Genomic DNA, 24,626 nt, shown 5'->3' on the forward strand with positions numbered 1-24,626 from the left:
GGGCCCCGGGGGGGGGGGGGGCCCGGGGGCCGGGGGGGGGGGCCGTGGGGGTGGGGGGGCGGGGGGGGCCCCCCCGCGGGGGTGGGCACGGCACGCCGTGCCCACCCGGCGGGCGAAGGAGGGCGCGGGGGCCGGCCCCGGCAGAGACACGAGTGACGGTCTCGACACCGCGGGTGCCAGGGAGTGCCCTTCGGCTCTCCGGGCGCGTACTCGGCCTCACCCGTCCGGTCCGTCATCGTGAGCGTGGCGAGGCGGCGGCCGTCACCCGGGAACCGGCGGTCGTGACCGTGAGCACGGGGCGGGCTTCGGCGTCGGCGGGTGCGGGCGCGGTGGGCGGCGCCGCCCACCGCGCCCGGCCACAGGACCGGAGTCGCCGCCGGCAGGGGACGTTGCCGCGATGCCCCTGTGCATGGCGCCCGCTCGTTCGCGGCAGGGTGCTGGGCAAGGTGGGCCGGGGACCGTGGGGGGGGCGGTCAGGTGCCCGGGTGGCTGCCCGGACCGTGGCCCGGGCCGGCCAGGGGGGTCGGGGAGAGGACCGCGGCCTCTTCGCCTGCCTCCAGGAGGGTGTCCGCCGAGCCGACGATCAGTGGGTCCGGTGTGCCCAGGGCCTCACGGTCCTTCGCCGCGTAGTCGCAGCGGTCGAGGAGGCTGCGCATCGCTTCCAGTCGGCCCCGGCGTTTGTCGTTGTTCTTCACCACCGTCCAGGGCGCGTGGGGGGTGTCCGTGGCGCGGAACATCTCGATCTTGGCCTCGGTGTAGTCGTCCCAGCGGTCGAGCGAGGCGAGGTCCATCCCCGACAGCTTCCAGCGGCGCACCGGATCGACCTGGCGGATCGCGAACCGGGTCCGCTGCTCGGCCCGGGACACCGAGAACCAGAACTTCACCAGCAGGATGCCGTCGTCGGTGAGCAGCCGCTCGAACATGGGCGCCTGCTCGAGGAACTGGCGGTACTCGGCCTCCGTGCAGAAGCCCATGACCCGTTCCACGCCCGCGCGGTTGTACCAGGAGCGGTCGAAGAAGACGATCTCGCCGCGGGACGGCAGATGGGCCACATAGCGCTGGAAGTACCACTGCCCCGCCTCCCGCTCGGTCGGCTTCTCCAGCGCGACCACGCGGGCGCCACGGGGGTTGAGGCGTTCCATGAACCGCTGGATGGTGCCGCCCTTGCCGGCCGCGTCCCGGCCCTCGCAGAGCACCACGATCCGCTGGCCGGTGTCCTTCACCCACCGCTGCATCTTCAGCAGTTCGATCTGCAGGATGCGTTTCGTCCGGTCGTACTCACCCCTGCGGATCCGGCGGTCGTAGGGATGGTTCTCGCGCCAGGTCTCGATCGGGGTGCCGTCGGCGTCGAGGAGCACCGGCCGCTCCGGGCGCCGGTCGTCCACCTCGAGACCGTCGAGAAGACCGTCGCCGGTCCCGCCGTCCGCGTGTTCGGCCATCACGTCGTCTCCCGCCGCTTTCGAGTGCGCTACGCGAAGCGTATGCCCGCGGGGCGTTATGCGGTGATTCGGCCGCGGTCCGGGGAACAGGAAGGGGCAGGACGGCAGGACTCACGCGGAGGGACGCACGACGTGCAGATCGATCTGAAGGGCCGTACGGCACTGGTCACCGGCTCCACCCAGGGCATCGGTGCGGCGATCGCCACCGGGCTGGCGCGGGCGGGCGCCCGGGTCGGGGTCAACGGGCGCTCCGCCGAGCGGGTACGGGACAGCGCCGCCGCGCTGGAGCGGGACGTGCCCGGCGCCGACGTCGTACCGGTCGCGGCGGACGTGACCACCGAGGCGGGCGCCGCGCAGGTCGCCGAGGCCCTGCCGGGGGTGGACATCCTCGTCAACAACCTCGGCATCTTCGGCTCGGCGAACCCGCTGGAGATCACCGACGACGAGTGGCGGCGCTACTTCGAGGTGAACGTCCTGGCCGCCGTACGGCTGACCCGGCTCCTGCTGCCGGGCATGGCCGAACGCGGCTGGGGGCGGATCCAGTACATCGCCAGCGACTCGGCGATCGTCACGCCCGCCGAGATGATCCACTACGGCATGTCCAAGACGGCGCTGCTCGCCGTGGGCCGCGGCTTCGCCAAGCAGGCCGCGGGCACGGGTGTCACGGTGAACTCGGTCATCGCCGGGCCCACCCACACGGGCGGTGTGGAGGACTTCGTGTACGAGTTGGTGGACCGCGAGCTGCCGTGGGACGAGGCGCAGCGGGCCTTCATGCGCGCGCACCGGCCGCACTCGCTGCTGCAGCGGCTGATCGAGCCGGAGGAGATTGCCAACATGGTCGTCTACCTCAGCTCGGAGCAGGCCTCCGCCACGACGGGCGGGGCGCTGCGGGTCGACGGCGGTTACGTGGACGCGATCCTGCCCTGAGCCGCCCCGCACGAAGGCGGCTCAGGGCCGCGCGGGTCAGCCGGCCCGGATGCGGTCGCGGATCCAGACACCTGAGGGCTTCAGCGACGACGTGCCCGCCCAGGGGCCGTCGTCGTCGCAGGTGCCCGGCTCGAAGACGGCGCCGGACCGGTGATCGTCGGAGTAGTTCCAGTTGACCCAGCTGATCTTCCTGTCCGCCATCAGGTCCAGATAGCGCTGGGACATGGCGAAGTCGTCGGCGCCCTCGCCGGCGTAGTTCTGGGTGCCGAACTCGGTGACGAACACCGGGATCCGGTCGGCCGCGCGGGACAGCGCCGCCAGATACTCGTCCCGGTGCGAAGCGGCGTAGAAGTGGAACGTGTACATGATGTTGGAGGCGTCGACCGGATCGTCGACGACCTCCGACTCGTCGGCGCCCTCCGAGACGCCGAACGACGACCAGGCACGGGTGCCGACGAGCACGGGCGCGTCGGGGTCGATGGCGCGGACGACCGGGATGATGTGCTCCGCGTACTCCTTGATCCGCGGCCAGCTCACGCCGCTGGGCTCGTTGGCGATCTCGTAGAGGATGTTGTCGCGGCCCTGGTGGCGCCGCGCGATGTCGGTGAAGAACCTCCGCGCGTTGTCGAGGTTCGCCATGGGGTCGCCGGGGTCGAGCATGTGCCAGTCGACGATCACGTACAGGCCGCGCTCGCTCGCCTCCCGGATCAGGGAATCGGCGAGGCCGGTGAAGTGCTCCGGGTCGGTCTCGTAGCCGCCTTCCTGGACGTAGGTGGAGACGCGGAGCACGTCGGCGCGCCAGTCGCCGGCGAGGGCGTCGAGCGAGCCGTCGGTGAGGCACTGGGCGTACCACTGGGTGCCGTGCGTGCTCATGCCGCGCAGCTGGACCGGGCTGCCGTGCTCGTCGCAGAGGCGGGTGCCGCAGACCGTGAGCTGTCCGTGGGCGGAGACCGGCGTGGGGGCCGGCGCGGCGGACGACGAGGGTGCGGCGGTCAGGGCGAGGAGAAGGGAGGCGGCGAGGGCCGTCGCGCTCGCGGCGGGACGTGGCTGGAGTCGTGCCGTTCTCATGTGGGGGGCTCCCGTCCGTCGGGATGGTTAGGAAGGTTTCCTGTCACCGATGGAACTGCAGCCGGCCCCGCTTGGCAAGGTGCACGACAAGACTGGCCCGGGGTCAGCCGATCAGCTGGACGAGGGCGAGGGTGCCGATGACGACGATGAGGCCGCGCAGCACGGCGGGGCTGAACTTGCGCCCGGTCCTGGCGCCGAGCTGCCCGCCGAGGGCGGACCCGGCCGCGATGAGCGCGACGGCGGTCCAGTCGAAGTCCGCGACGAACAGGAAGAAGGCGGCGGCGACGGTGTTGACGATGGCCGCCAGCACGTTCTTGACCGCGTTGAGGCGCTGCAGCGGTTCGTCGAGGAACAGCCCCATCAGGGATATGTAGATGATGCCCTGCGCGGCGGAGAAGTAGCCGCCGTAGACGCTGGCCAGGGCGAGTCCGGCGGACAGCGGCCGGCCGCCGTCGGGGCGGGCCGAGTGGCCCTCGGCCCGGCGGTCGCGCACCTTCTTGGCGATCAGCGGCTGCAGGGCCACGAGGAGGAGGGCGAGCCCCACCAGGGTGGGCACGATGGCCTCGAACGCCGCGGCGGGCAGCGCGAGGAGGAGCACCGCGCCGCAGAACCCGCCGAGCACGGCGCCGACGGCGAACTTGCGGACGCGCCGGCCCTGCCCCGCGAGTTCCCTGCGGTAGCCGATGGCGCCGCTGATGGACCCGGGGATCAGTCCGAGGGCGTTGGAGACCGTGGCGGTGACGGGGGACAGCCCGGTGGCGAGCAGCACGGGGAAGGTGACCAGCGTGCCCGAGCCGACGACGGCGTTCATGGCGCCGGCTCCGACGCCCGCCGCGAACACGCCGAGCATCTCCAGGGGCGTCACGCCGCGGCTCCGGCCGTGCCGTCTGCGTCCGTTGTTGCCCGGTGCCGGCGCCGCTCGGAGGAAACGTTCATGTGAGGACGCTAGCCTGCGGCCGTTTCGGCGATCGCCGAAGGGTCCTCGTCGGCGGTCGCCCAGGGCGTCAGGGCGCCGTGGACGGGGTGCGCCCCGTCTCGTCCGGCGGGGACTCCGTCACGCGGCCGCCCGGGTGGCGCAGGGCGCACAGGTAGGCGATGCCCAGGGCGATGGCCATGCCGTAGAACACCCACTGGTTCGCCTCGGCGTAGTCCATCCGTACCGCCGCCATCGCGTCCCGCATGGCGGTGGCTCCCGCGCCGCCGCCTTCGGGGACACGGGTGTCGCCGCTTCCCGTGACGGCCTCGGTGACCTGGCGTGCGACGTCCCGGGCCTCGTCCGACGGCACACCGCGCGACCGGAGCGTGTGCACCACCTTGTCGGTCGTGACATGCGTGAGGACGGTGCCGAACACGGCCAGGCCGACGCTCGCCGCGTAGTTGCGGACGGTCTGGGTGACGCCGGTGACCTCGCCGTAGGAGGCGCCGATGGCACGGTTGACGGCGTCCGTGGAGGCCGGGGCGAGGATGAGGCCGATGCCCGCGCCCGCCATGGCGGCGTACGGCCACTGGTCGTGCATCGAGAGGTCGGTCAACTCGCCCGCCCACAGGGCGAAGCCGACGGCGCCGAGCACGGAGCCGAGTTTCAGCGCGGGACGGGCCCCGCGCCGGTCCAGGATCCGGCCGCCCCACTGGGAGGCGAGGGCGAAACCGGCGAAGAAGTACAGCAGGAACAGGGCGGCCTGGTTGGGCGAGGCGCTCAGTGACACCTGGGCGTAGACGGAGGCGAAGAAGAACAGCGGGACGAACGCGAGCATCGCGAAGAACAGCACCAGCGCGTCCACCGTGAACGCCCGGTCCCGGAAGACCCGGATGTCGACCAGCGGATGACGGGCGCGCCGTTCGTACCGTACGAACACCACGAGCACGGCGAGTCCGCCCGCCACGCAGATCCAGGTCGCCGCGCTGTCCCAGCCCCAGGACCAGGCCTGCTGGAAGCCCAGCACGCTCAGCCCCATGCCGGCCGCGATCAGTACGGCGCCCCGGACGTCCAGGGACTCCTGGCGTCGCCGGTCCGCGATGTGCGCGAGTGCGGTGAGCACCAGCGCGGCGATCGCGACGGGGACGTTCACCCAGAAGATGGCGCGCCAGGTCCACGCCGTGAGCCAGCCGCCCAGCAGCGGCCCCAGCGCGGTGAGGGCGCCGGACAGCCCGAAGAAGAGGGCCAGGGCCCGGCCGCGCCGCTCGACCGGGAACACGGCGACGACGACGGCCAGGGCGGCGGGGAAGAGCAGGGCCGCTCCGAGTCCCTGGGTCGCTCGGAAGACGATCAGCCAGGTCTGGGCGAAGTCCCCGCGCGGGACGCAGCCGCACAGCACGGACGAGATCACGAAGACCAGCGTTCCGGCGATCACCACACGGCGGGGGCCCAGCAGGTCCGCGAGCCGGCCGCCGAGGGCGAAGAAGGCGGCCAGTGCGAGCAGATAGGCGTTGACCACCCACTGCATGCCCGAGGACGACAGACCCAGCTCGTGGACGATGTCCGGCGCGGCGATGGCGACGATCGTCTGGTCGATGAACGTCATCGCCACCGCGAACAGCATCGCGGCCAGCGCCAGGGTCTGCCGCGGCGCCGCCTCGCGCCCTGGGGTCCGGTCGCTCATCCGCCCAGTCTGTGATCCGCCGCGGGGGCCCGCATCCCGGGTTCACGGACGGAGTACGTCCGTACCGCTCAGGGCAGCCGGGCGACGCCCGCGTAGATGCCGCTGCTCTCGGGCTCGGGAGCGGGTGTCGTCCGGAACCACTCCGGCGCGGTCACCAGACCGGGCTCGACGAGGTCCAGGCCGCCGAAGAAGCGGGCGACCTCGTCGCGGGTGCGGAAGCCGAGGCGGATGCCGGCCCGGGCGTACTCGGCGGTGACCTGCGCGGCCAGCTCGGAGTGGAGGTCGGAGGCGGCGTGCGACAGCACCAGGTAGCTGCCACTCGGCAGCGCGGACCGCAGCTCGCCGACGATGCCGAGCGGGTCCTGGTCCTCGGGGAGGAAGTGCAGCAGGGCGATCAGGGACAGCGCGATCGGGCGCTCGAAGTCGAGCACACCGCGGGCGTGCCGGATGATCTCGCCGGGGTCGCGCACATCGCCCTGGATGTAGTCCGTGGCGCCTTCCCTGCTGCTGATCAGCAGGGCCTCGGCGTGCCGCAGCACGATCGGGTCGTTGTCCGTGTAGACGACCTTCGCGGTGGGGACGACGGCCTGCGCTATCTGGTGCAGGTTCGGCTCGGTGGGGATGCCCGTGCCGATGTCGAGGAACTGGTCGATGCCCTGTCCGGCCAGCCAGGCGGCCGCCCGCTGCATGAACTGGCGGTTCTGCCGGGCGGCGTCCCGCGCCTCGGGCGGCAGTTTCTCCCCCACGGCCTCGTCGACCGGGTAGTTGTCCTTGCCGCCGAGGAGCCAGTCGTAGACCCGCGCCGGATGCGCCTTGCTGGTGTCTATGTGCGGAGGGTCGGTGGGTGTGCCGGTCGGCATGGCGAAGTCCGTCCCAGAGTGGATCGAGGGTGCCTGACGATCATCAAGTCTGGCACAGCAACGGGTGTACGGAGGACAGGAGTTCGACCCGGGCGGGTCACGGCGGCGGTGCCGTGCTGGCGCGCACCACCAGCCGGGTCGGCACGAGCGTGGTACCCGGCTCGGGACCGTCCTGGCGCACCTTGCTCAGCACCGCCTGCACACAGAGCCGCCCCACCTCGGCGAAGTCCTGGTGGAGGGTGGTCAGCGGGGGCAGGAAGGAGGACGCCTCGGGGATGTCGTCGAAGCCGACGACACTGACGTCCTCGGGTACGCGCCGGCCTCGTTCGTGCAGGGCGCGCAACAGGCCCAGCGCCATCTGGTCGTTGGCGGCGAAGACGGCCGTGCACTCCTGACGGGCGGCGAGTTCGAGGCCGGCCCGGTAGCCGGAGTCCGCGGACCAGTCGCCCCGGACGAGCGGCGGCGGCACCCGGCCGGCCTCGGTGAGTGCCGCGCGCCAGGCGTCCGTACGGCGCTGGGCGGCGAACGAGTCCTCGGGGCCGCCGAGATGCCAGACCGTGCGGTGGCCGAGGCCGAGCAGATGCTCGACGGCGGCGCGGGTGCCGCCCGCCTGGTCGGTGTCGACGACCGTGTAGTGGTCGCCGGCGTCGGAGTCGACCACCACGACGACCTGGACGTGCGGCGGGAGCTGGATCATCGCCGCGTCCAGGAGGTGGACCTCCATGATGACGATGACGGCGTCGACGGCGAGTTCCTCGAGCCGGGAGAACGCCCCGCGCACCTCGTCCTGGGTCGGCACGGCCACCGGCAGGAGCGTCACGGCGTAGCCCTCGCGCGCGGCGGAGGTGGCGATCGCCTCCAGGGTACGGACGTTGCCGGTGGTGGACAGGGTGAAGATGATGACGCCGATGGTGCGGAACTCGCCGCGTTTGAGGGCGCGGGCGGCGCTGTTGGGCCGGTAGCCGAGCTCCTTCATCGCGGCCAGCACCTGACGGCGCGTCTCCTCGTTCACACCGGCGTAGCCGTTGGAGACGCGGGAGACGGTCTGGGAGGAGACGCCCGCCAGGCGGGCCACGTCGGCCATGGAGGCCGTGGTCCGGGCGCCGCCCCGAGTGCGGCGCGCGCCGCCGCCGGGTCCGGGTACGTTCGCGGGCGTTCTTTCGGCCGTGTCCACTCGCCGTCAGCACCTTCCTGCCGTTGTCCGCGTCACGGTTTCCCCAGGAAACCCTTGACCGCCCTGAGAGGGCAGTGTAAACATTCCGCCATCCGATGTTTACGTAAACATAGCAGCTGGGCAGCGCTTCACGGCCTCCGGTGTTTACGCAAACATCATGTGCAGGGGGGGGTGCCGTCCGGCTCACACGCCGGGCGGCGCCGGTCCGGATCGGTGACGAGCGAGGAACGACATGACGACGCTGCAACCGCCGGCGGCCACAGGCCCCCGGCAGGCCCCACCCGCGGCGAGACGGGACCGCCGGTCCTGGACCGGGTGGGGCTTCATCGGTCCGTTCGTGGCCGTGTTCGCCCTGGTCTTCCTGGCGCCGATCGTGTACTCGATCTATCTGAGCCTCTTCCGTGACCAGCTCATCGGCGGCACCACGTTCGTCGGGCTCGACAACTACCAGCAGGCGTTCCAGGACGAGCGGTTCTGGGCGGCCCTCGGCCGGGTCACGCTCTTCCTGTGCGTCCAGGTGCCGATCATGCTCGGCATAGCACTGCTGGCGGCCCTGGCCCTGGACAGCGGCCGGCTCTACGGCAAGAGCTTCTTCCGCATCACGATCTTCCTGCCCTACGCCGTTCCCGCCGTGGTCGCCACCCTCATGTGGGGCTTCATGTACGGCACGAAGTACGGCCTGGTCGGCGACATCAACGGGGCGTTCGGCGTCACACTGCCCGACCCGCTCTCCCCCGACCTGGTGCTTGCCTCCATCGGCAACATCGTCACCTGGGAGTTCGTCGGCTACAACATGCTGATCTTCTACTCGGCGCTGCGTGTCATCCCGAACTCCCTGTACGAGGCGGCGGAGATCGACGGTGCCGGACAGCTCCGTGTGATCACCGCGATCAAACTGCCCGCGATCCGGGGCGCGCTGGTCATCGCGACGATCTTCTCCATCATCGGCAGTTTCCAGTTGTTCAACGAGCCGAACATCCTTCGCCCGCTCGCACGCAACGCCCTGACCACCGACTACACGCCCAACTTCTATACGTACTCGCTGTCCTTCAACGGCCAGCAGCACAACTACTCCGCGACGGTGGCCATCATCATGGGCCTGATCACGATGGTGATCGCCTACGTCGTGCAGCTGCGCGGCATGCGCAAGGGAGCGTGACCCGATGAGCACCCCTCTCACCACCGCCTCCCCGGCCGCTCCCGCCAAGGCCTCCGGCCGCGGCGCGCCGAAGCTGCGCACGACGCGCGGGCGCACCGCCGGCAAGCCCCGGCGCAGCGTGCTGCTGACCGTGCTGACCTCCCTGATCGTCCTCTACACCGTGGTACCGCTGGTCTGGCTGGTCATCAACGCCACCAAGACACAGGCGGGGCTGGCCGACTCGTCCGGGATGTGGTTCGCCGACGACTTCGCGCTGTGGGACAACATCCGGGACACGTTCACGTACCACGACGGCGTGTTCGGGCGCTGGCTGCTGAACACCCTGCTGTACGTGGTGCTGGGCGCCGGCGGGGCCACCTTCCTGGCGGTCCTCGGCGGTTACGCGCTGGCGAAGTTCGACTTCCCCGGCAAGCGCGGTGTCTTCGCCACGGTCATCGGCGCGGTGGCCGTCCCCGGTACGGCCCTCGCGGTACCCACCTTCCTGATGTTCAGCAAGATGGGCCTGACCGACACCCCGTGGGCGGTGATCATCCCCTCGCTGGTCTCGCCGTTCGGCCTGTACCTGATGTGGGTGTTCGCCACCGAGGCCATCCCCACCGAACTCCTCGAGGCCGCCCGCATCGACGGGGCCGGCGAGACCCGCACCTTCTTCACCGTCGCCCTGCCGCTGCTCGCCCCGGGCATCGTGACCGTGCTGCTGTTCACCACGGTCGCCACCTGGAACAACTACTTCCTGCCGCTGATCATGCTGAAGGATCCGGACTGGTATCCGCTGACGCTCGGTCTGAGCGCGTGGAACTCCCAGGCCGAGACCATCGGCGGCGAGGTCATCTTCAACCTGGTGATCACCGGTTCGCTGCTCACCATCCTGCCGCTCATCGTCGCGTTCCTGCTGCTGCAGAAGTACTGGCAGTCGGGTCTCGCCGCGGGCAGCGTCAAGGAGTGACCGGGCCGCTGCCGGCCGCCCCTCCAGACCCCACACCACCACCCTCACCACGACCCGCCCACGAAGAAGTGGAAGCACTCACATGCGCAGAAACACCGGCCGCCTGCTGCGCGGCATCGCCCTGCTCTCCGCAGTGGCCCTGGGCGCCACCGCCTGCGGCGGCTCCGACGACGACTCCACCGGTGAGGCGGTCTCCGCCTCGGACGTCCAGGCGGCCCTGAAGAAGGGCGGCACGGTGACGGTGTGGTCCTGGGAGCCCACGCTGAAGTCGGTCGCCGCCGACTTCCAGAAGAAGTACCCGAAGGTCAAGATCAACCTCGTCAGCGAGCGGTCGGGCGACAAGCACTACACCGCGCTGTCGAACGCGATGTCGGCCGAGAAGGGCGTCCCGGACGTCGCGCAGATCGAGTACTTCGCGGTGAACCAGTACGCCCTCGGCAAGGGTCTGACCGACCTGGCCCCCTTCGGTGCCGACAAGCTGGCCGACAAGTACACGCCCGGCCCGTGGAACGCCGTGACGCAGGACAAGGCGGTCTACGGCCTGCCGATGGACTCCGGCCCGATGGCGATGTTCTACAACAAGCGGATCTTCGACAAGTACGACATCGCCGTCCCGGCCACCTGGGACGAGTACGTCGACGCCGCGCGCAAGCTGCACAAGGCCGACCCCAAGGTCTACATCGCCAACGACGCGGGCGACGCCGGCTTCACCACCAGCATGCTGTGGCAGGCCGGTTCGCGCCCCTACAAGGTCGACGGCACCAATGTGAAGATCGACTTCAGTGACGCGAAGGCCGAGCAGTACACCGACACCTGGCAGAAGCTGATCGACGAGAAGCTTCTCGCCCCGGTCAACGGCTGGACCGACGAGTGGTACAAGGGCCTCGGCGACGGCACCATCGCCACCCTGACCACCGGTGCCTGGATGCCCGCCAACTTCGTCAGCGGCGTGCCCAACGCGGCCGGCGACTGGCGCGCGGCCCCGATGCCGGCCTGGGCCGAGGGCGACAAGAGCAGCGCGGAGAACGGCGGCAGCTCGCTGACCCTGCCCGCGCTGGGCAAGAACAAGGAACTCGCCTACGCCTTCGTGGAGTACGCCAACTCCGGTGCGGGCGTCGGTACCCGCGTCGGGGAGGGCGCCTTCCCGGCCACCAAGGCGGAACTGCAGTCCGCCGACTTCCAGAGCACCAAGTTCGAGTACCTCGGCGGCCAGGAGGCGAACAAGATCTTCGCCGAGTCCGCCGCCAACGTCGCCAGCGACTGGTCGTACCTGCCGTTCCAGCAGTACGCCAACTCGATCTTCAACGACACGGTCGGCAAGGCCTATGTCTCGGGCACCACGCTCGCGGACGGTCTGAAGGCCTGGCAGGACGCCTCGGTGAAGTACGCCGAGGAGCAGGGCTTCACCGTCGAGAAGTAGCACTCGTCGGGCGGCGCGGACGCCCGCGCCGCCCGGTGTCCCCACCCGGAAGGACCGCCATGATCTCCACCCTCCTGTCCCGCGCCGGCGGGGCGGACGGTGACCCCGCCCCCCGTCTCGTCTACGGCGCCGACTACAACCCCGAGCAGTGGCCCCGCACCGTGTGGGAGGAGGACGTCCGGCTGATGCGCGAGGCCGGCGTGAACCTCGTATCCGTGGGGATCTTCTCCTGGGCCCGGCTGCAACCGTCCGAGGACACCTGGGACTTCGCCTGGCTCGACGAGGTGATGGACCTGCTGCACAAGGGCGGCATCGGGGTCGACCTGGCCACCGCCACCGCCTCCCCGCCGCCCTGGCTGACCACCGCCCACCCGGAGATCCTTCCGGTCACGGCCACCGGAGAGACGCTGTGGCCGGGGGCACGCCAGCACTGGCGTCCCACCTCGCCCGTCTTCCGCCGGCACGCCCTGCGCCTGGTCCGCGAGCTGGCGACCCGCTACGCCGGGCATCCGGCGCTCGTCGCCTGGCATGTGAACAACGAGCTGGGCTGCCACAACGTCTACGACTACTCCGACGACGCGGCCCGCGCCTTCCGGGACTGGCTGCGCGCCCGCTACTCCACGGTGGACGCGCTCAACAGCGCCTGGGGAACGGCGTTCTGGTCGCAGCGGTACAGCGACTGGGAGCAGATCCTGCCGCCCCGGCTGGCCGCCTCGCATCCCAACCCGACGCAGCAGCTGGACTTCAAGCGGTTCTCCTCGGACGCGCTCAAGGACCATCTGCGCGCGGAGCGGGAGATCCTGCGGGAGCTCACCCCGGACATCCCCGTCACCACCAACTTCATGGTGATGGGCAACACCAAGGGCATGAACTACTCCGACTGGGCCGACGAGATCGACTTCGTCTCCAACGACCACTACGTGCACCCCGGCCCGCAGGACCGCGACGAGCTGTCCTTCTCCGCCAATCTCACCAGCGGCATCGCCGGCGGGCGGCCCTGGTTCCTGATGGAGCACTCCACCAGCGCCGTCAACTGGCAGCCGGTCAACGTGGCCAAGCGCCCCGGTGATCTGGCCCGTGACTCGCTGCTGCATGTGGCGCACGGCGCCGACGCGGTCTGCTTCTTCCAGTGGCGGCAGTCGGCGGCGGGCGCGGAGAAGTACCACTCGGCGATGGTGCCGCACGCCGGTGCGGACAGCGACCTGTTCCGCGCGGTGGCCGAACTCGGGGCCGGCCTGAAGACGCTCGCCCCGGTCGCCGGGTCCGAGCGGGAGCCCGCCCGGGTCGGCATCGTCTACGACTGGGAGTCGTGGTGGGCGAGCGAGCAGGACTCCCACCCGACCGCGCTGCTCGACTACCGGCAGGAGGCGCTCGACTGGTACTCGGCGCTGCTCGCGCTCGGTATCCGTGCCGACCTCGTCACCACCCGGGCCGATCTGCACCGCCACCAGGTGCTCATCGCCCCCGTGCTGCACATGGTCCCGGCCGACCTGGCGAAGACGCTGACCCGGTACGCCGAACAGGGCGGCCATCTGATCACCACGTACTTCTCCGGTGTCGTCGACGAGCACGACCATGTGTGGCTCGGCGGCTATCCGGGTGCCCTGCGGGATCTGCTCGGTATCCGTATCGAGGAGTTCGGGCCGCTGCTCGCCGGTGACACCGTGGAGCTCGACGACGGCACGACCGGCGCCCTGTGGACCGACCGGATCACCGTGACCGGCGCCGGGACCGAGGTCCTGACCCGCTACCGCAGCGGCGAGCAGGCGGGCAGGCCCGCCGTCACCCGGCGTGGGACGGGCACGGGTTCCGCCGCGTACGTGTCCACGCGGCTCGGCGTCGAGGGACTTACCTCGCTGCTGCCGCGGCTGCTCGAGCGGGCCGGCGTGGAGAGCGAACTGCCCGCCGGGGTACGGGGGCTGATCGAGCCGGTCGTCCGGCGCGGCGACGGAAGCCGGTTCCTGTTCCTGGTGAACCGGACCGACGACACGGTTCCGGTCCCCGGCCTCGAGGGAGAGGTGCTCGTCGGCACCACCGACGCCGAGGGCGCCCTCACGCTCGGGCCCCGCGCGGTCGCCGTACTGCGGCAGCCGACCGCCTGACACACCCCACCGCTCCCCCGGAACGGCCCATGCCCGTTCCGGGGGGCCGTCCCGCCCCTCCCACCGGTCTCCGGTGCGCCGGGAGGGTCCACCGAAGCGCGACCGCCGACGGCAAGCTGGAGCGGCACCGGGCCATCAAGGTCACCGACCGTGCGGCCGCGTTCGCGGTACCGGCCCGGTCGGTGACGTCTCTCGAGGTCAAGGGCCTCTCCGGCGTCGCGGACGACGGCACGCACCTCGGCATCGGCACCGGTGACGACTCGGCCGCCCAGCGGTTGGCGGCTGGGCGCGGTGCGCCCCGGTGACGGGGCGCGCGGGCGTTACGAGTTCACCAACCCGGTGGACGGCGGGCGGCTGACCGTCCGGGACGACGTACCCGTCGCCGAGCCCGGCACCGGCGAGCGGGACCCGGCCGCCGAGTGGCTCCTGTCGACCACCGGCGACGGTACCCGGCCCCCGGTCGACGCGGCCACCGGCCGCCTCCTCGGAGCCGGCGGCCAGGCCGCGCACGAGGGCGCCGCCGTCACCACCTGGGGGCCCGACTCCGGTGCCGGCCGGCGCTGGACGGTCACGGACGTCACGGGCTGACCTCCGCTCCCGAATCCGGCCGCATCACCGCCCGGTGGTGCGGCCGGACCGCTTTCCCGACACCCCATGGAGAACACCAGTGGCACACGACGACGCCGAGCGCGAGGTGCGCCGCCGTATGGCGGCCCACGAGCTGTACACCGACGCCGTACCCGGGCTCGAACGGCTCGAGGAGGAACGGCTGCGCGGCAAGGAACTCGCCGCCGAGTACAACGCCACCGGTCCGCGCGACCAGGAGACCCGCCGCGCCCTGCTGGGCCGGCTCCTCGGCTCGGTCGGCCGCGGTGTGTGGATCGAGCCGCCGCTGCACGTCGCCTACGGCACGAACACGCACCTCGGCGACGACGTGTACGTCAACTTCGGCCTCACCCTGGTCGACGACGTCGAGGTCTTCGTCGGCGACCGCGTGATGTTCGCACCGCACGTCACGATCACCAGCACCGGACATCCCGTCCACCCCGAACTGCGGCGGGACGGCAGCCAGTTCTCGGCGCCGGTGCGCATCGGGGACGACGTGTGGATCGGGGCCGGCGCGGTGCTCCTGCCCGGGGTGACCATCGGGCGGGGCTCGGTCGTCGGCGCGGGCAGTGTGGTGACCGCCGATGTGCCGCCGATGACCGTGGTCGCCGGGACCCCGGCCCGTGTACTGCGGCCGATCACCGACGCGGACCGGGAGTGGAGCTACCGGCCGCCGGGCACCGCGCGCAGCTGACCGGGGCGCGGCGCCGTTCACCGGGCTCCGGGTTCGGCGCCGATGGTCACCACGCGGGCCCAGTCGGGCGGGGTGTCCGGTACGTAGTCGGGGTCGTCCTCGTCCCAGGACGCCCCCACCCGGGGGAACAGGCCCACCACCGTCCGGCAGGACGGCCGGGAGTCCGGCCAGGGCGTCTGTCCGTCGGTGAGGACCACGACGACGTCCGGCCGGGGCCGGGACCCGAGGGCCTTGGCGAAGCCGCTGCGCAGATCGGTGCCGCCGCCGCCCGTCAGGGGGATGCCCTCACCGCGGCACAGCCGGTGCACCCGGCCGGCCGCCGCGTCGCAGGACACCACGGACACCATGTCGCGACGGCCGCCCACGGCGCGGGAGATCGCGGTGACCTCCAGCAGCGCGCTGCCCAGTTCGGCGTCGCTGACCGAGCCCGAGGTGTCGATGACGACCGACACCCTGGGCGGCGTTCGCCGCAGGCTCGGCAGGACCGCGCCGGGCACCCCGGCCGAGCGCCGGGCCGGCCGTCCGTAGCTGTAGTCGTCGCCCGAGCCCGAGCCGGAGACCGCCGCCCGCAGTGCCGCGCCCAGCAACTCCCGCCAGGGCTGCGGTGGATGGAACGCCTCCTCCGCCCAGCGCCGCCAGCCCTGCGGCGCGTCGCCCGGCCGGGCTCTGATGCCCTGTGCCACACGGAACCTCACGGCGTCGCGTTCCTGCTCGCTGAGCCCGTGCGCGCCGTCCGGGCCCAGGTCCCAGTCCCGTTCGAGTCCGTCGGCACCGCTGCCGCAGTCCAGCCAGACCATGCCCTGGGTGTACGGGCCGAGCGTGAACCGGCGCAGATAGTCCTCCATCAGCTCCCCGGCGGTGAGCCCCAGGGTGCTCGGCAGCACCACGTCGGCGGGGCGGGCCAGCCCGTCGCCGTAGATGTCGTCGTTGATCTCGCAGTCGGCGGCGATGTTCATCCGCAGCCGCTCCCCCGCGCCGTGCAGTCCGCGTTCGCGGGCGACGCGGTCGCCGCGTCCGTGGTGGTCACGCAGCAGATGCGACACCTCGTGCACCCAGACGCCGGCCAGTTCCTCCTCCGGTGTGGCGGCCACGAACGCCGGTGAGACATAGCAGCGCCAGTGCCGGTCGACGGCCATCGTGGGGACGCGCCGGGACTCGACGGGGTGCAGTGCGAACAGGGCGGTGGCGAGGTAGGGGCGGGCGCGGGCGGCCTGCAGCCGGGCGGCGAGCAGCTTGTCGACGTCGAGGGCGGGGGCGGGGGCGGCCGGTGTCCGCGGCGGGTGCGTGGTCATCGGCCGGCCGTGACGCGGGCGGCGGCGTGGTCCGCGCGCCGGGAGAGGGCCACGGCGGAGGTGAGCCGTTCGATCGTCGGCGGTACGTCCCACTCCTCGCGGCGCAGCGTGGCGAGGGTGGTGGCGGGGACGACGACCAGGTCGGGCGCGCCGGTGTCGGCGGCGCGGGCGAGGAGGGCCCAGGCGGCGTCCCAGCGGGACCGCTCGGGGCGGGCGCGCACGGCGGCCACCACCGCGTCGAGCACGGCCTGGCGCAGATCGCCCCGCTCGGGCAGTTCGGCGCCGGCCGGGTCGGCGAGCAGCAGTTCGGGGTCGGGGAGGTCCAGCCGGTCGAGGCTGGCGAGGAGTTCCAGGCCGGGTCCGTCCCCGACGGTGCCGCGGACCAGCAGGGAGAGGACGTCGCGGTCGGAGCCGGCGGCGGTCGCGAAGGCGATCAGGGTCAGGGTCATGTCCCAGCTGCGCGGGGAGGGCCAGGGGCCGCCCCGGCGGGTCTCGCTGCTGGGCAGCCGGTGCACGAGCGGGGGCCGTGCGGTGAGGAAAGCGCACACCGCACGGCGGGCGAACTTCACGGCCGCGGTGAGCCGGTCGGGGTCGAGGCGGGGCAGGGTGGCGCGGGGCCAGGTCCCGCCGAGGCCGCGGACGACGACCTCGGGGTCGTGGGTCCAGTTCAGGTGCACGAACCGGTTGGCCAGCGGCGGGCTGAGCTCCCAGCCGTCGGCCGCCGAGGCGCGCGGGTTGGCGGCGGCGACGATCCGTACGCCGGGCGGCAGCCGGAGGGCGCCGATCCGGCGTTCCAGCACCAGTCGCAGCAGGGCGGCCTGGACGGCGGGCGGCGCGGTGGACAGTTCGTCGAGGAAGAGCAGGCCCCGGCCGGCCCTCACCAGGCGTACGGCCCAGTCCGGCGGGGCCATGGGGACGCCCTGTTCGGCGGGGTCGTCGCCGACGATGGGCAGCCCGGAGAAGTCGGACGGCTCGTGGACGCTGGCAATCACGGTGGTCAGGGGGAGGTCCAGGGAGGCGGCCAGCTGGTTCAGGGCGGCGGTCTTGCCGATCCCCGGCTCGCCCCACAGCAGGACGGGCAGGTCGGCCGCGATGGCCAGGGTCAGTGCCTCCAGCTGGATGTCGGGGCGGGGTTCCGTGGAGGTGTCGCGCAGGAGGGTGAGCAGGTCACCGGCGACATCGAGTCGGGAGGGAGGGGTGGCGAGGGCGTGCGAGGACATGGGTGATCACCTGTGGGAGTGCGTGGTGGGCGGGGCGTGGGCCCCGGTGGGGTCGTTCGACGGTGCGTTCGGTCGACGGTGGAACAGGGACGGGTGTCCCCGCGGGGTCGGTCGAGCGTGACGGGGACATGGGTCCCCGTGGGTGGGGTCGACGGGGACGGGTGTCCCTGTGGGCTCAGTCGACGGTGGCGTGGCGGGGGTGGGCGCGGCGGTCGTCGGGGCGGGGGCGGGCCGGGTAGAGCCATGCCGGTGCGGGGCCGCTGAGGCCCGACCGGTAGAGCCCGTAGGTGATCCGCCGGTGGGCGGCCGCCTCGAGTTCGTCCCGCAGGGGCCCGCCGCGCAGGCGCGCGTTCGGGCCGAGCAGGTTCTCGACGACGGCGAGCGCCCCGGCGATGTCGCCGTGGTCGAGGCGTTCGCGAACGCCCGTGAGGCAGTCCGGCCGCCGGTGGGCGCGGTCGATGACCCGCAGGCAGGGCAGCGGGGTACCGGTCAGTTCGGCCAGCAGTTCCTCTCGCCGGATCTCGTCCGGGGCATGGTCCAGAGGGACCAGTACGCCGTCGACCAGCCCGATCCGGTGGCGTGCGCCTCGGCACTCCACAAGGTGGGGCTGCCCGGTCCGCCCCGGCGGCGGGGGCGGACCGGTCGCCGTACGGTCCGGTACGAGTGCGGCGGCGACGAGGGGATGCAGCCGCTCGGCCTCGATCGCTCCGGTGCGGAGCAGGTCGAGGTCGGGCAGGACATGGGTGGCCGCGGCGGGGAGGACGGGCAGGGGCGGGGCGGACGCGGCAGGGTCGGCGGGGGCGATCCGCAGCCCCGTGTCACCGCCGTCGTCGGGGACGGTCAGAAGCAGCCGCCGTGCGGCGCCGATCCGGACGGTGAGGGTCCCGGCCGTACGCCCGACGTCGCGCAGGACGATACGGGCCTCGTCGGCCCAGCGGTCCACGGCACAGTGCAGTCCCGGCGGGAGGAGTCCGGGTGGTTCGGGTCCGGTCGCCTGCCGGTCCGCGCCTGAGCGGGCCCGCAGTTCGCCGGTTCTGCGGGCGTCCCACAGGTGGCGGTGCAGGTCCAGGCGGAACCGGGGTGCGGGACGTGGATGCGGGTGGTGCCGGGCGCCGGCGCCGAGCCTGCCGGTGTCCCACAGGGCGAGGCCGATGCGCTGGCCGCCGTCCGCCCACGCGGGCGGGGTCCGGGCGACGAGGTGCACCGGGTCCTCATGGCCGTAGCGGGCCAGGGCGACGGTGAGTCCGGGGCGCAGCAGTCCGTCGGGGGCGACTCTCGGCATGTGCCAGCGCAGCAGATCGGGCGCCAGGTGCCGCAGATCGGACCGGACTTGGGACGCGAGGTCGCGGCCGTGGGTGCGGGCCAGGGTACGCAGGTGGAGGTCGACGTCGAAACCCGCCGCGGCGCAGGCACCGGCCCAGTCGCCGACGTGCCGGCGGGCGGTCGCGGTCTCGATCATGGAGGGCGGCACAGCGTACTCCCGTACGCGCCGCCAGAGGGAGATGCGGGAATTCCCGTTCGCGGGGTGTGGGTGCATCAGCACTCACCTTGCGCGGACGGGACCCCCATTCTGAGGACAGAGTGAGTGGTCATCGCGGCGAGCATAGCCCGCCGCGCGACGATCTGTCAGGTGGCTTCCAGGCCTTTGGTTCGGCGATCGAGTCGGGTGTCCGCCCGGCCGGGCGTTCACCGGGTTCGAGACCGCCGCCGGCCCGTCCGACGGGCCGGCGGCGGTGGGTCGGCGCGGAACTACCGGCGCCGGCGCATCAGTACGTACAGGAAGTACGGCGTCCCGATCACGGCCGTCATCAGACCGGCGCCCAGCTGGGCGGGCGCGATCACGGTGCGGCCCAACAGGTCCGCCGTGCACACCAGCACGGCGCCGAGGAGGAGCGCGACGGGCAGGACGCGGGTGTGGCGCCGTCCGACCAGGGCCCGCGCCGCGTGGGGCGCGACCAGGCCGACGAAGCCGATGGTGCCCGCGGCGGCGACGGCGGTGGCACTGAGCAGCACGCTCAGCACGAGGAATCCCAGTCGTCCGCGCGCCAGGTCGAGCCCGAGCAGCCGGGGGGTGTCCTCGTCCAGGGAGACCAGGTCGAGTTCCCGGTGCCGTACGCCGGCCAGCGCGATGCCGACGGCGAGGACGATCGCGAGGGGGAGGACGTCGGGCATGTTCCGGCCGTACGTGGAGCCCGACAGCCAGGTGAGGGCCTTGTTCGCGTTGAACGGGTCGGTGAGCACGATCAGCAGACTGATCAGGGCCGTGGTCGCGGTCGCGGTGCCGATACCGACGAGCACCAGCCGGTTCTGCTGGTAGCCCCCGCGCGCGGCGAGGCCGAACACGACGACCGCGGTGACCGCCGATCCCGCGAAGGCCGCTCCGGCGACGCTCCACCCCCCGACGACGGGGACCGTCGTCACGAGGATCACCGCGCCGAGCGCGCCGCCGCCGGACACGCCGAGGACCGCGGGTTCCGCCAGCGGGTTGCGGGTGACGGCCTGTACCAGGGTTCCGGCCAGGGCGAGCGCCGCTCCGGCGAGGAGCGCGGCCAACACCCGGGGCATCCGGGTGTCCAGGACGAAGGTGACCGTCCTGCCCGCCCTGCCCTGCGCCCAGTTGACCACGTCGCCGAGCAGCAGCTTGCTGTCGCCCAGCAGGACGGCGGCGACGGTGACGCCGGCCAGGGCGGCCGCCAGCACGACGAGTGTGGTGACGAAGACGGCGTGGCTGCGGATGCGCAGCTTGTCCGGTGCGGCGGCGCCGGCGGTGTCGCGCAGCCGGGCGGCCATCACGATCAGGAACACCGCGCCGACGAGGCTGGTGACGACTCCGGTCGGGACGGCGACGGCGGTGTCCGCGTCGACGAGGGCGCGCAGCAGCACGTCCGCGCCGAGCACGAGTGCGGCGCCGACGAGTCCGGCGAGCGGAACACCGGTTCGCAGCCGCAGGACGCCCCGGGCCCAGCGGGCGAGCGGGCGGACCAGGGCAGGGGCGCACAGGCCGACGAAGCCGATCGGGCCGGCCAGGGTGACGGCCGCCGAGGAGAGCAGCGTCGCCAGCACGACGGCGGTGACGCGGGTGGCCCGCACCGGGACGCCGAGTCCGCGGGCCGCGTCGTCGCCGAGGGCGAGGGCGTCGACCCGGCGGGCGATGAGCAGCAGTCCGATGAGTCCGACGACGGCGACGGGCAGCATCTGGAGGACGCCGTCGAAGCCGTTCTGGCCGATGTTGCCCTGGTTCCACCGGTAGAGGCCCTCGGTCTCCTGCGGGAACAGCAGGAGCAGTCCCTCGGTGACGGCGGTGAGGCCGAGGGCGAGCGCGGTGCCGGCGAGGACGAGCCGTACGGTGCCGGAGCCGAGGCCCGACAGTCCGAGGACGACGGCCGCCGCCGCGAGTCCGCCGGCGAAGGCGATGCCCGAGGAGGCGAGCAGCGGCAGGGACACTCCGGTGACGGCGGCGACGCCGAGGGCGAGGTAGGAGCCCGCGTTGACGGCGAGGGTGTCCGGGGAGGCCAGGACGTTGCGGCTGACGGCCTGCAGGGCGAGGCCGGCCATGCCGAGGGCGGCGCCCACGAGGAGTCCGGCGGCCATCCGGGGCAGCCGTGAGGCGATGACGACGGACGCGTCCGCCGTGTCGGCCCGGCCGGTGAGGGCCTTGAGGACCTCGGCGGGGCCGACGGCGGCGGTGCCCTGGGTGATGTCGACGACGGCGAGGGCCGCGACCAGGAGCACGAGCGCGGTCGTCACCGCGGCCGCGCCCGTCCGGGACGGCACCGTCTCCGGACGGGCGGTGGGGGTGGTGGCGGTGACGGCCATCGCGCTACTTCGTCAGCGACGCGACGAGGGCGTCGGTGTACGCCTCCATCGAGCCGGTGCCGCCGAACATCCAGATGCCGTCGTCCAGCCGGTGGACGTCACCGGACTTCACGAACGGCAGGGACTTCCATATGGAGTTGTCGGCGAGCTCCTTGCCGAAGGGGTCGCTGGTCGCGTCGTCGTCGTTGCCGATGTAGGCGAACTGGACCTTGCCCAGGCCGGTCAGGCCCTCGACGTCGGTGGCGGCCAGGCCGTAGGCCTCGTCGCCCTCGAGCTTCCAGGCGTTCTTCAGTCCGAGCCGCTCGTTGACGGCGCCGATGAGCGAACCGGAGGTGTAGGGGCGCAGGGAGACCTGGCCCGCGTTGACGTAGCCGTCGGCGAAGGCTATCTCCGCGCCGTCCAGGCCGGCTTCGGTGAGGGCCTTCTGCCCTTCGGCGAGCTTGGCGTCGAAGTCCTTCTTCAGGGTGGCGGCGCGGTCGGTGGTGCCGGTGGCCTCGGCGATGAGGTCGACGTTCGTCAGCATCCGCCCGATCGGGTCGGCGGCGTCGGCGGACTTCACCTCCAGGACCGGGGCGACCTTGCGCAACTGCTTGACGGCGTCGGGCTTCAGGTCGGTGGTGGCGACGATGAGGTCGGGCTCGAGCGAGGCGATGGTGTCCATGCTGGGCTCGCCGCGGGTGCCGATGTCCTTGGGCTCGTTCTTCAGCGGGACGGCGGAGTCCCAGGTGTTGTAGCCCTTGACGTCGGCGACGCCCACGGGGTCGACGCCGAGGGAGATCAGGTGCTCGACGACGTTCCACTCGGTGCCGACGACCTTCTTGGCGGGGCCGTCGAGTTCCACCTTCGCGCCGGTGGCGTCGGTGAGGGTGATGGCCTGCGCGGACTCCTTGGCGGTCGCGTCGTCGTCGGCCGCGGGTTCGGTGGTGCCGCAGGCCGCCAGCAGGAGGGCGGCGGCGGTGGCCAGGGGCGCGGTGAACAGGAGGCGTCTCATGAGGTGGTGCCGAGCCTTTCGCTTCGGGTGTGGTGACGGCCGATGGCGCGGGTACGCAGCCGGCCGGTGAGGGGGTCGGTGTCGACCTCGATGCGGATGCCGTAGACCTCGGTCAGGCGTTCCGGGGTGAGGACGTCCTCGGGGAGGCCCTCGGCGACGACGTGTCCGGCCGCGAGCAGCACGATGCGGTCGGCGACGGCGGCCGCCTGGTCGAGGTCGTGCAGGACGACGCCGACGGCGATGCCGTGTTCGTCGGCCAGGTCGCGCATGAGATCGAGGAGTTCGACCTGGTAGCGCAGGTCGAGGTAGGTGGTGGGTTCGTCGAGGAGGAGGACGCCGGTCTCCTGGGCGAGACAGCCGGCCAGCCATACACGCTGGAGCTGTCCGCCGGAGAGGTTCTCCGCTCCGCGGCCGGCGAGTTCGGCGACGCCGGTGAGGGCGAGGGCGCGGTCCACCGCGGCGCGGCCGCCGGGGTCCGTTCCGCCCCAGCGGCCGCGGTGCGGGTAGCGGCCGAACTCGACGACGTCGCGCACGGTGAGTCCGCTGGGTGTGGGGCGCCCCTGGAGCAGCAGGGCGACGCGGCGGGAGAACTCCCGGGGGCCGAGGGCGAGCGCGTCGGTGCCGGCGTCGATGGTGAGCGTGGCGCTGCGCGGCCGTTGCAGCCGGGCGACGGTCCGCAGCAGGGTCGACTTGCCGCTGCCGTTCGGGCCCACCAGGGCGGTCACTTCGCCGGGGCGCAGGGTCAGCGCGGCGTTGTGCACGACATCGGCGCCGTCGTACGCCACGGTCACGTGGGTGGCGGACAGTTGATGGCCGCGCGGGCCTGAAGTCGCCTCTTCAGCTGGGATCACGAGGCAAGGTTAGCCTACCCTTAATTCCCGTTATCAGGGGGTGACCTGCGACAAGGCCGGACCGGGTTGTACCGGCCGTCAGAAGGCGTAGCGGATATCCAGCCACGGCGCGTGGCGGGCGACCAGTTCCCGCAGTTCCGCGAGGGCCTGCCGCTTGATGGCGGCGCGGTAGCGGAGGTTGAGGGCGCCGTTCTGGGAGCGCTTGGTCTCCTGTGCGGCGGGCCGCCACAGCGCGTCCTCGCCGCGCGGATGCCAGCGGAGGTTGACCTCGTGCAGGTCCGCGTTGTGGGTGAGCATGATGACCTCACAGCGCGCCTGTTCTCTGACGCGCCGCGGCAGTACGTCGTCCATGTGGCGCAGCAGTTCGGCCCAGGCGTCCTGCCAGCCGGGGCGGAGGACCACGGGTGAGAGGTTGAAGTGCACCTCGTACCCCGCGTCGAGGAAGTCCGCGGCGGCGGCGATCCGCCGGTCGACCGGACTGGTGCGCAGGTCCAGCAGGCGTGAGTCGTCGGCCGGCATCAGCGAGAAGCGGATACGCGTCCGGCCGCGCGGGTCGAGTTCCAGCAGGTCGGGGTTGACGAACTTGGTCGCGAAGGACGCCTTCGCGGTGGGCCAGTCACGGAACGCGCGCACCAGGTCGGCGGTGTTGTCGCAGACGAGGGCGTCCACGGAGCAGTCACCGTTCTCGCCGATGTCGTACACCCATGCCTCGGGGTCGCACTGGTTGGGTTCGGTCTTTGGGCCCTGGGCCGCGACATGGCGGCCCAGGTGGCCGATGATCCCGTCGATGTTGGTGAAGAGGGTGATCGGGTTGGCGAAGCCCTTGCGGCGGGGGACGTAGCAGTAGACACAGGACAGGGCGCAGCCGTTGGACGGGCCGGGGGCGATCCAGTCGGCGGAGCGGCCGTTGGGTCGAGTGGTGAGTGTCTTCTTGACGCCGAGCACGAGGGTCTCGCGCTTGATCCGCATCCAGCGGTCGGCGCTGCCCTCGTTGCCGTGCAGCTCGGGGATGCGCCAGTGGGAGTCCACCTCGATCAGCGTGGCGTCGGGGAACCGGGCGAGGATCTGCCGGCCGCGCGGCGAGGCGGCGGCGGCCGGTTCGGCGTGGATCTCCCGGATGGCGAGCAGCCGGCGCGCCTGCGCGGAGTCCCGGAAGCCGGGGGCGGGCGGGGGCGGCGCGTCCCCCGCCGCCGCCATCGCGTCGAGACCGAAGAGCGGCTCCTGGGAGCCGGGGGACGAGGGGGGATGGTGGCGCATGTGCAGATCGGCTTCTCGACGCGGAGACGATACGGAATGCCCGCCGTCCGGATTCCACGGAACCCGGCCGGCCACGGACTCTCCCACTGTACGGCGACGGGACCACACCCCACGGGATCTCCCGCCCCCGCCGGGCCCGGCCCTCACCGCCCACGACGACAGCGAGCACCCGCCCGTCGGGCCGACGGACTCCCGTCCCCCGGA

The 24,626-nt window shown here is 72.5% G+C and carries 21 protein-coding genes; 8 read left to right on the forward strand and 13 right to left on the reverse strand.

The genetic code is table 11. The features are described from left to right. Positions 1–473: 473 nt before the first annotated feature. Positions 474–1,439: a polyphosphate kinase 2 gene (gene ppk2, locus ACGFR9_RS26085; protein WP_030218692.1), complete on the reverse strand. Its 966-nt coding sequence runs from the start codon at positions 1,437–1,439 to the stop codon at positions 474–476. A gap of 132 nt (positions 1,440–1,571) precedes the next feature. On the opposite strand from ppk2, the gene ACGFR9_RS26090 reads away from it, so the two are divergent. Next, on the forward strand, positions 1,572–2,366 hold the full coding sequence (locus ACGFR9_RS26090; RefSeq protein WP_030218695.1) for an SDR family NAD(P)-dependent oxidoreductase: 795 nt from the start codon (positions 1,572–1,574) through the stop codon (positions 2,364–2,366). A gap of 36 nt (positions 2,367–2,402) precedes the next feature. Here ACGFR9_RS26090 and ACGFR9_RS26095 read toward each other — a convergent pair whose 3' ends face one another. The 5 genes from ACGFR9_RS26095 to ACGFR9_RS26115 form a co-directional block, all read right to left on the reverse strand. Then, complete coding sequence (locus ACGFR9_RS26095; RefSeq protein ID WP_030218698.1) at positions 2,403–3,434, reverse strand: glycoside hydrolase family 5 protein; 1,032 nt, start codon at positions 3,432–3,434, stop codon at positions 2,403–2,405. Positions 3,435–3,537: 103 nt separating this feature from the next. Continuing rightward, positions 3,538–4,299, reverse strand: coding sequence for a sulfite exporter TauE/SafE family protein (locus tag ACGFR9_RS26100; protein WP_030218701.1), 762 nt, complete (start codon positions 4,297–4,299; stop codon positions 3,538–3,540). A 139-nt stretch (positions 4,300–4,438) separates the two neighbouring features. Further along, on the reverse strand, positions 4,439–6,034 hold the full coding sequence (locus tag ACGFR9_RS26105; RefSeq protein WP_051713741.1) for an MFS transporter: 1,596 nt from the start codon (positions 6,032–6,034) through the stop codon (positions 4,439–4,441). Positions 6,035–6,102: 68 nt separating this feature from the next. Beyond that, positions 6,103–6,894 (reverse strand): SAM-dependent methyltransferase, encoded by a 792-nt coding sequence (locus ACGFR9_RS26110; RefSeq protein WP_030218704.1) that lies wholly within the window; start codon positions 6,892–6,894, stop codon positions 6,103–6,105. 97 nt (positions 6,895–6,991) lie between these two features. Continuing rightward, entirely contained in the window at positions 6,992–7,978 is a 987-nt protein-coding gene (locus tag ACGFR9_RS26115; protein WP_030218707.1) for a LacI family DNA-binding transcriptional regulator, read from the reverse strand. 322 nt (positions 7,979–8,300) lie between these two features. On the opposite strand from ACGFR9_RS26115, the gene ACGFR9_RS26120 reads away from it, so the two are divergent. The 7 genes from ACGFR9_RS26120 to ACGFR9_RS26150 all read left to right on the forward strand — a co-directional run bounded on the left by ACGFR9_RS26120 (position 8,301) and on the right by ACGFR9_RS26150 (position 14,995). Then, positions 8,301–9,227 (forward strand): carbohydrate ABC transporter permease, encoded by a 927-nt coding sequence (locus tag ACGFR9_RS26120; protein ID WP_030218709.1) that lies wholly within the window; start codon positions 8,301–8,303, stop codon positions 9,225–9,227. Positions 9,228–9,231: 4 nt separating this feature from the next. After that, the gene (locus tag ACGFR9_RS26125; protein WP_393212694.1) at positions 9,232–10,173 is read left to right on the forward strand and encodes a carbohydrate ABC transporter permease; all 942 of its coding nucleotides are present in this window, start codon (positions 9,232–9,234) and stop codon (positions 10,171–10,173) included. Between the two features lie 82 nt (positions 10,174–10,255). Then, positions 10,256–11,593: an ABC transporter substrate-binding protein gene (locus ACGFR9_RS26130; protein WP_393212696.1), complete on the forward strand. Its 1,338-nt coding sequence runs from the start codon at positions 10,256–10,258 to the stop codon at positions 11,591–11,593. A 59-nt stretch (positions 11,594–11,652) separates the two neighbouring features. Beyond that, positions 11,653–13,695 carry a beta-galactosidase gene (locus tag ACGFR9_RS26135; RefSeq protein ID WP_393212698.1) on the forward strand — a complete coding sequence of 681 codons (2,043 nt, stop codon included), beginning with the start codon at positions 11,653–11,655 and terminating at the stop codon, positions 13,693–13,695. A gap of 29 nt (positions 13,696–13,724) precedes the next feature. Further along, positions 13,725–14,000: a hypothetical protein gene (locus ACGFR9_RS26140; protein WP_393212700.1), complete on the forward strand. Its 276-nt coding sequence runs from the start codon at positions 13,725–13,727 to the stop codon at positions 13,998–14,000. Next, positions 13,948–14,283 carry an RICIN domain-containing protein gene (locus ACGFR9_RS26145; RefSeq protein WP_393212702.1) on the forward strand — a complete coding sequence of 112 codons (336 nt, stop codon included), beginning with the start codon at positions 13,948–13,950 and terminating at the stop codon, positions 14,281–14,283. Before ACGFR9_RS26140 ends, ACGFR9_RS26145 begins: the two co-directional genes overlap by 53 nt. 118 nt (positions 14,284–14,401) lie before the next feature. Continuing rightward, a complete protein-coding gene (locus ACGFR9_RS26150; protein ID WP_393213128.1) occupies positions 14,402–14,995 on the forward strand; it encodes a sugar O-acetyltransferase in 594 nt (197 codons plus the stop codon). A 17-nt stretch (positions 14,996–15,012) separates the two neighbouring features. On the opposite strand, the gene ACGFR9_RS26155 is transcribed toward ACGFR9_RS26150, so the two are convergent. The 7 genes from ACGFR9_RS26155 to ACGFR9_RS26185 form a co-directional block, all read right to left on the reverse strand. After that, positions 15,013–16,287 (reverse strand): VWA-like domain-containing protein, encoded by a 1,275-nt coding sequence (locus ACGFR9_RS26155; RefSeq protein ID WP_393212704.1) that lies wholly within the window; start codon positions 16,285–16,287, stop codon positions 15,013–15,015. Further along, entirely contained in the window at positions 16,284–17,507 is a 1,224-nt protein-coding gene (locus tag ACGFR9_RS26160; RefSeq protein ID WP_393212706.1) for an AAA family ATPase, read from the reverse strand. Before ACGFR9_RS26160 ends, ACGFR9_RS26155 begins: the two co-directional genes overlap by 4 nt. 175 nt (positions 17,508–17,682) lie before the next feature. After that, complete coding sequence (locus ACGFR9_RS26165) at positions 17,683–19,044, reverse strand: hypothetical protein (RefSeq protein WP_393212708.1); 1,362 nt, start codon at positions 19,042–19,044, stop codon at positions 17,683–17,685. Between the two features lie 212 nt (positions 19,045–19,256). Next, on the reverse strand, positions 19,257–21,323 hold the full coding sequence (locus ACGFR9_RS26170; protein WP_393212710.1) for an iron ABC transporter permease: 2,067 nt from the start codon (positions 21,321–21,323) through the stop codon (positions 19,257–19,259). A gap of 4 nt (positions 21,324–21,327) precedes the next feature. Then, positions 21,328–22,314 carry an ABC transporter substrate-binding protein gene (locus ACGFR9_RS26175; RefSeq protein WP_393212712.1) on the reverse strand — a complete coding sequence of 329 codons (987 nt, stop codon included), beginning with the start codon at positions 22,312–22,314 and terminating at the stop codon, positions 21,328–21,330. After that, positions 22,311–23,165 carry an ABC transporter ATP-binding protein gene (locus ACGFR9_RS26180; protein ID WP_393212714.1) on the reverse strand — a complete coding sequence of 285 codons (855 nt, stop codon included), beginning with the start codon at positions 23,163–23,165 and terminating at the stop codon, positions 22,311–22,313. The genes ACGFR9_RS26175 and ACGFR9_RS26180 overlap by 4 nt, the downstream gene beginning before the upstream one ends. A 78-nt stretch (positions 23,166–23,243) precedes the next feature. Further along, a complete protein-coding gene (locus tag ACGFR9_RS26185) occupies positions 23,244–24,422 on the reverse strand; it encodes a spore photoproduct lyase family protein (RefSeq protein WP_393212716.1) in 1,179 nt (392 codons plus the stop codon). Positions 24,423–24,626: the final 204 nt, after the last annotated feature.

This window comes from Streptomyces sp. NPDC048584 (assembly GCF_043199595.1).
Taxonomy (GTDB): domain Bacteria; phylum Actinomycetota; class Actinomycetes; order Streptomycetales; family Streptomycetaceae; genus Streptomyces; species Streptomyces edwardsiae.

Coding starts and splice junctions, on each gene's coding strand:
- ppk2 (WP_030218692.1), bottom strand. CDS start 1,439: ATGGCCGAACACGCGGACGGCGGGACCGGCGACGGTCTTCTCGACGGT.
- ACGFR9_RS26095 (WP_030218698.1), bottom strand. CDS start 3,434: ATGAGAACGGCACGACTCCAGCCACGTCCCGCCGCGAGCGCGACGGCC.
- ACGFR9_RS26105 (WP_051713741.1), bottom strand. CDS start 6,034: ATGAGCGACCGGACCCCAGGGCGCGAGGCGGCGCCGCGGCAGACCCTG.
- ACGFR9_RS26110 (WP_030218704.1), bottom strand. CDS start 6,894: ATGCCGACCGGCACACCCACCGACCCTCCGCACATAGACACCAGCAAG.
- ACGFR9_RS26115 (WP_030218707.1), bottom strand. CDS start 7,978: ATGGCCGACGTGGCCCGCCTGGCGGGCGTCTCCTCCCAGACCGTCTCC.
- ACGFR9_RS26120 (WP_030218709.1), top strand. CDS start 8,301: ATGACGACGCTGCAACCGCCGGCGGCCACAGGCCCCCGGCAGGCCCCA.
- ACGFR9_RS26125 (WP_393212694.1), top strand. CDS start 9,232: ATGAGCACCCCTCTCACCACCGCCTCCCCGGCCGCTCCCGCCAAGGCC.
- ACGFR9_RS26130 (WP_393212696.1), top strand. CDS start 10,256: ATGCGCAGAAACACCGGCCGCCTGCTGCGCGGCATCGCCCTGCTCTCC.
- ACGFR9_RS26135 (WP_393212698.1), top strand. CDS start 11,653: ATGATCTCCACCCTCCTGTCCCGCGCCGGCGGGGCGGACGGTGACCCC.
- ACGFR9_RS26140 (WP_393212700.1), top strand. CDS start 13,725: ATGCCCGTTCCGGGGGGCCGTCCCGCCCCTCCCACCGGTCTCCGGTGC.
- ACGFR9_RS26150 (WP_393213128.1), top strand. CDS start 14,402: ATGGCGGCCCACGAGCTGTACACCGACGCCGTACCCGGGCTCGAACGG.
- ACGFR9_RS26155 (WP_393212704.1), bottom strand. CDS start 16,287: ATGACCACGCACCCGCCGCGGACACCGGCCGCCCCCGCCCCCGCCCTC.
- ACGFR9_RS26160 (WP_393212706.1), bottom strand. CDS start 17,507: ATGTCCTCGCACGCCCTCGCCACCCCTCCCTCCCGACTCGATGTCGCC.
- ACGFR9_RS26165 (WP_393212708.1), bottom strand. CDS start 19,044: ATGCACCCACACCCCGCGAACGGGAATTCCCGCATCTCCCTCTGGCGG.
- ACGFR9_RS26170 (WP_393212710.1), bottom strand. CDS start 21,323: ATGGCCGTCACCGCCACCACCCCCACCGCCCGTCCGGAGACGGTGCCG.
- ACGFR9_RS26175 (WP_393212712.1), bottom strand. CDS start 22,314: ATGAGACGCCTCCTGTTCACCGCGCCCCTGGCCACCGCCGCCGCCCTC.
- ACGFR9_RS26185 (WP_393212716.1), bottom strand. CDS start 24,422: ATGCGCCACCATCCCCCCTCGTCCCCCGGCTCCCAGGAGCCGCTCTTC.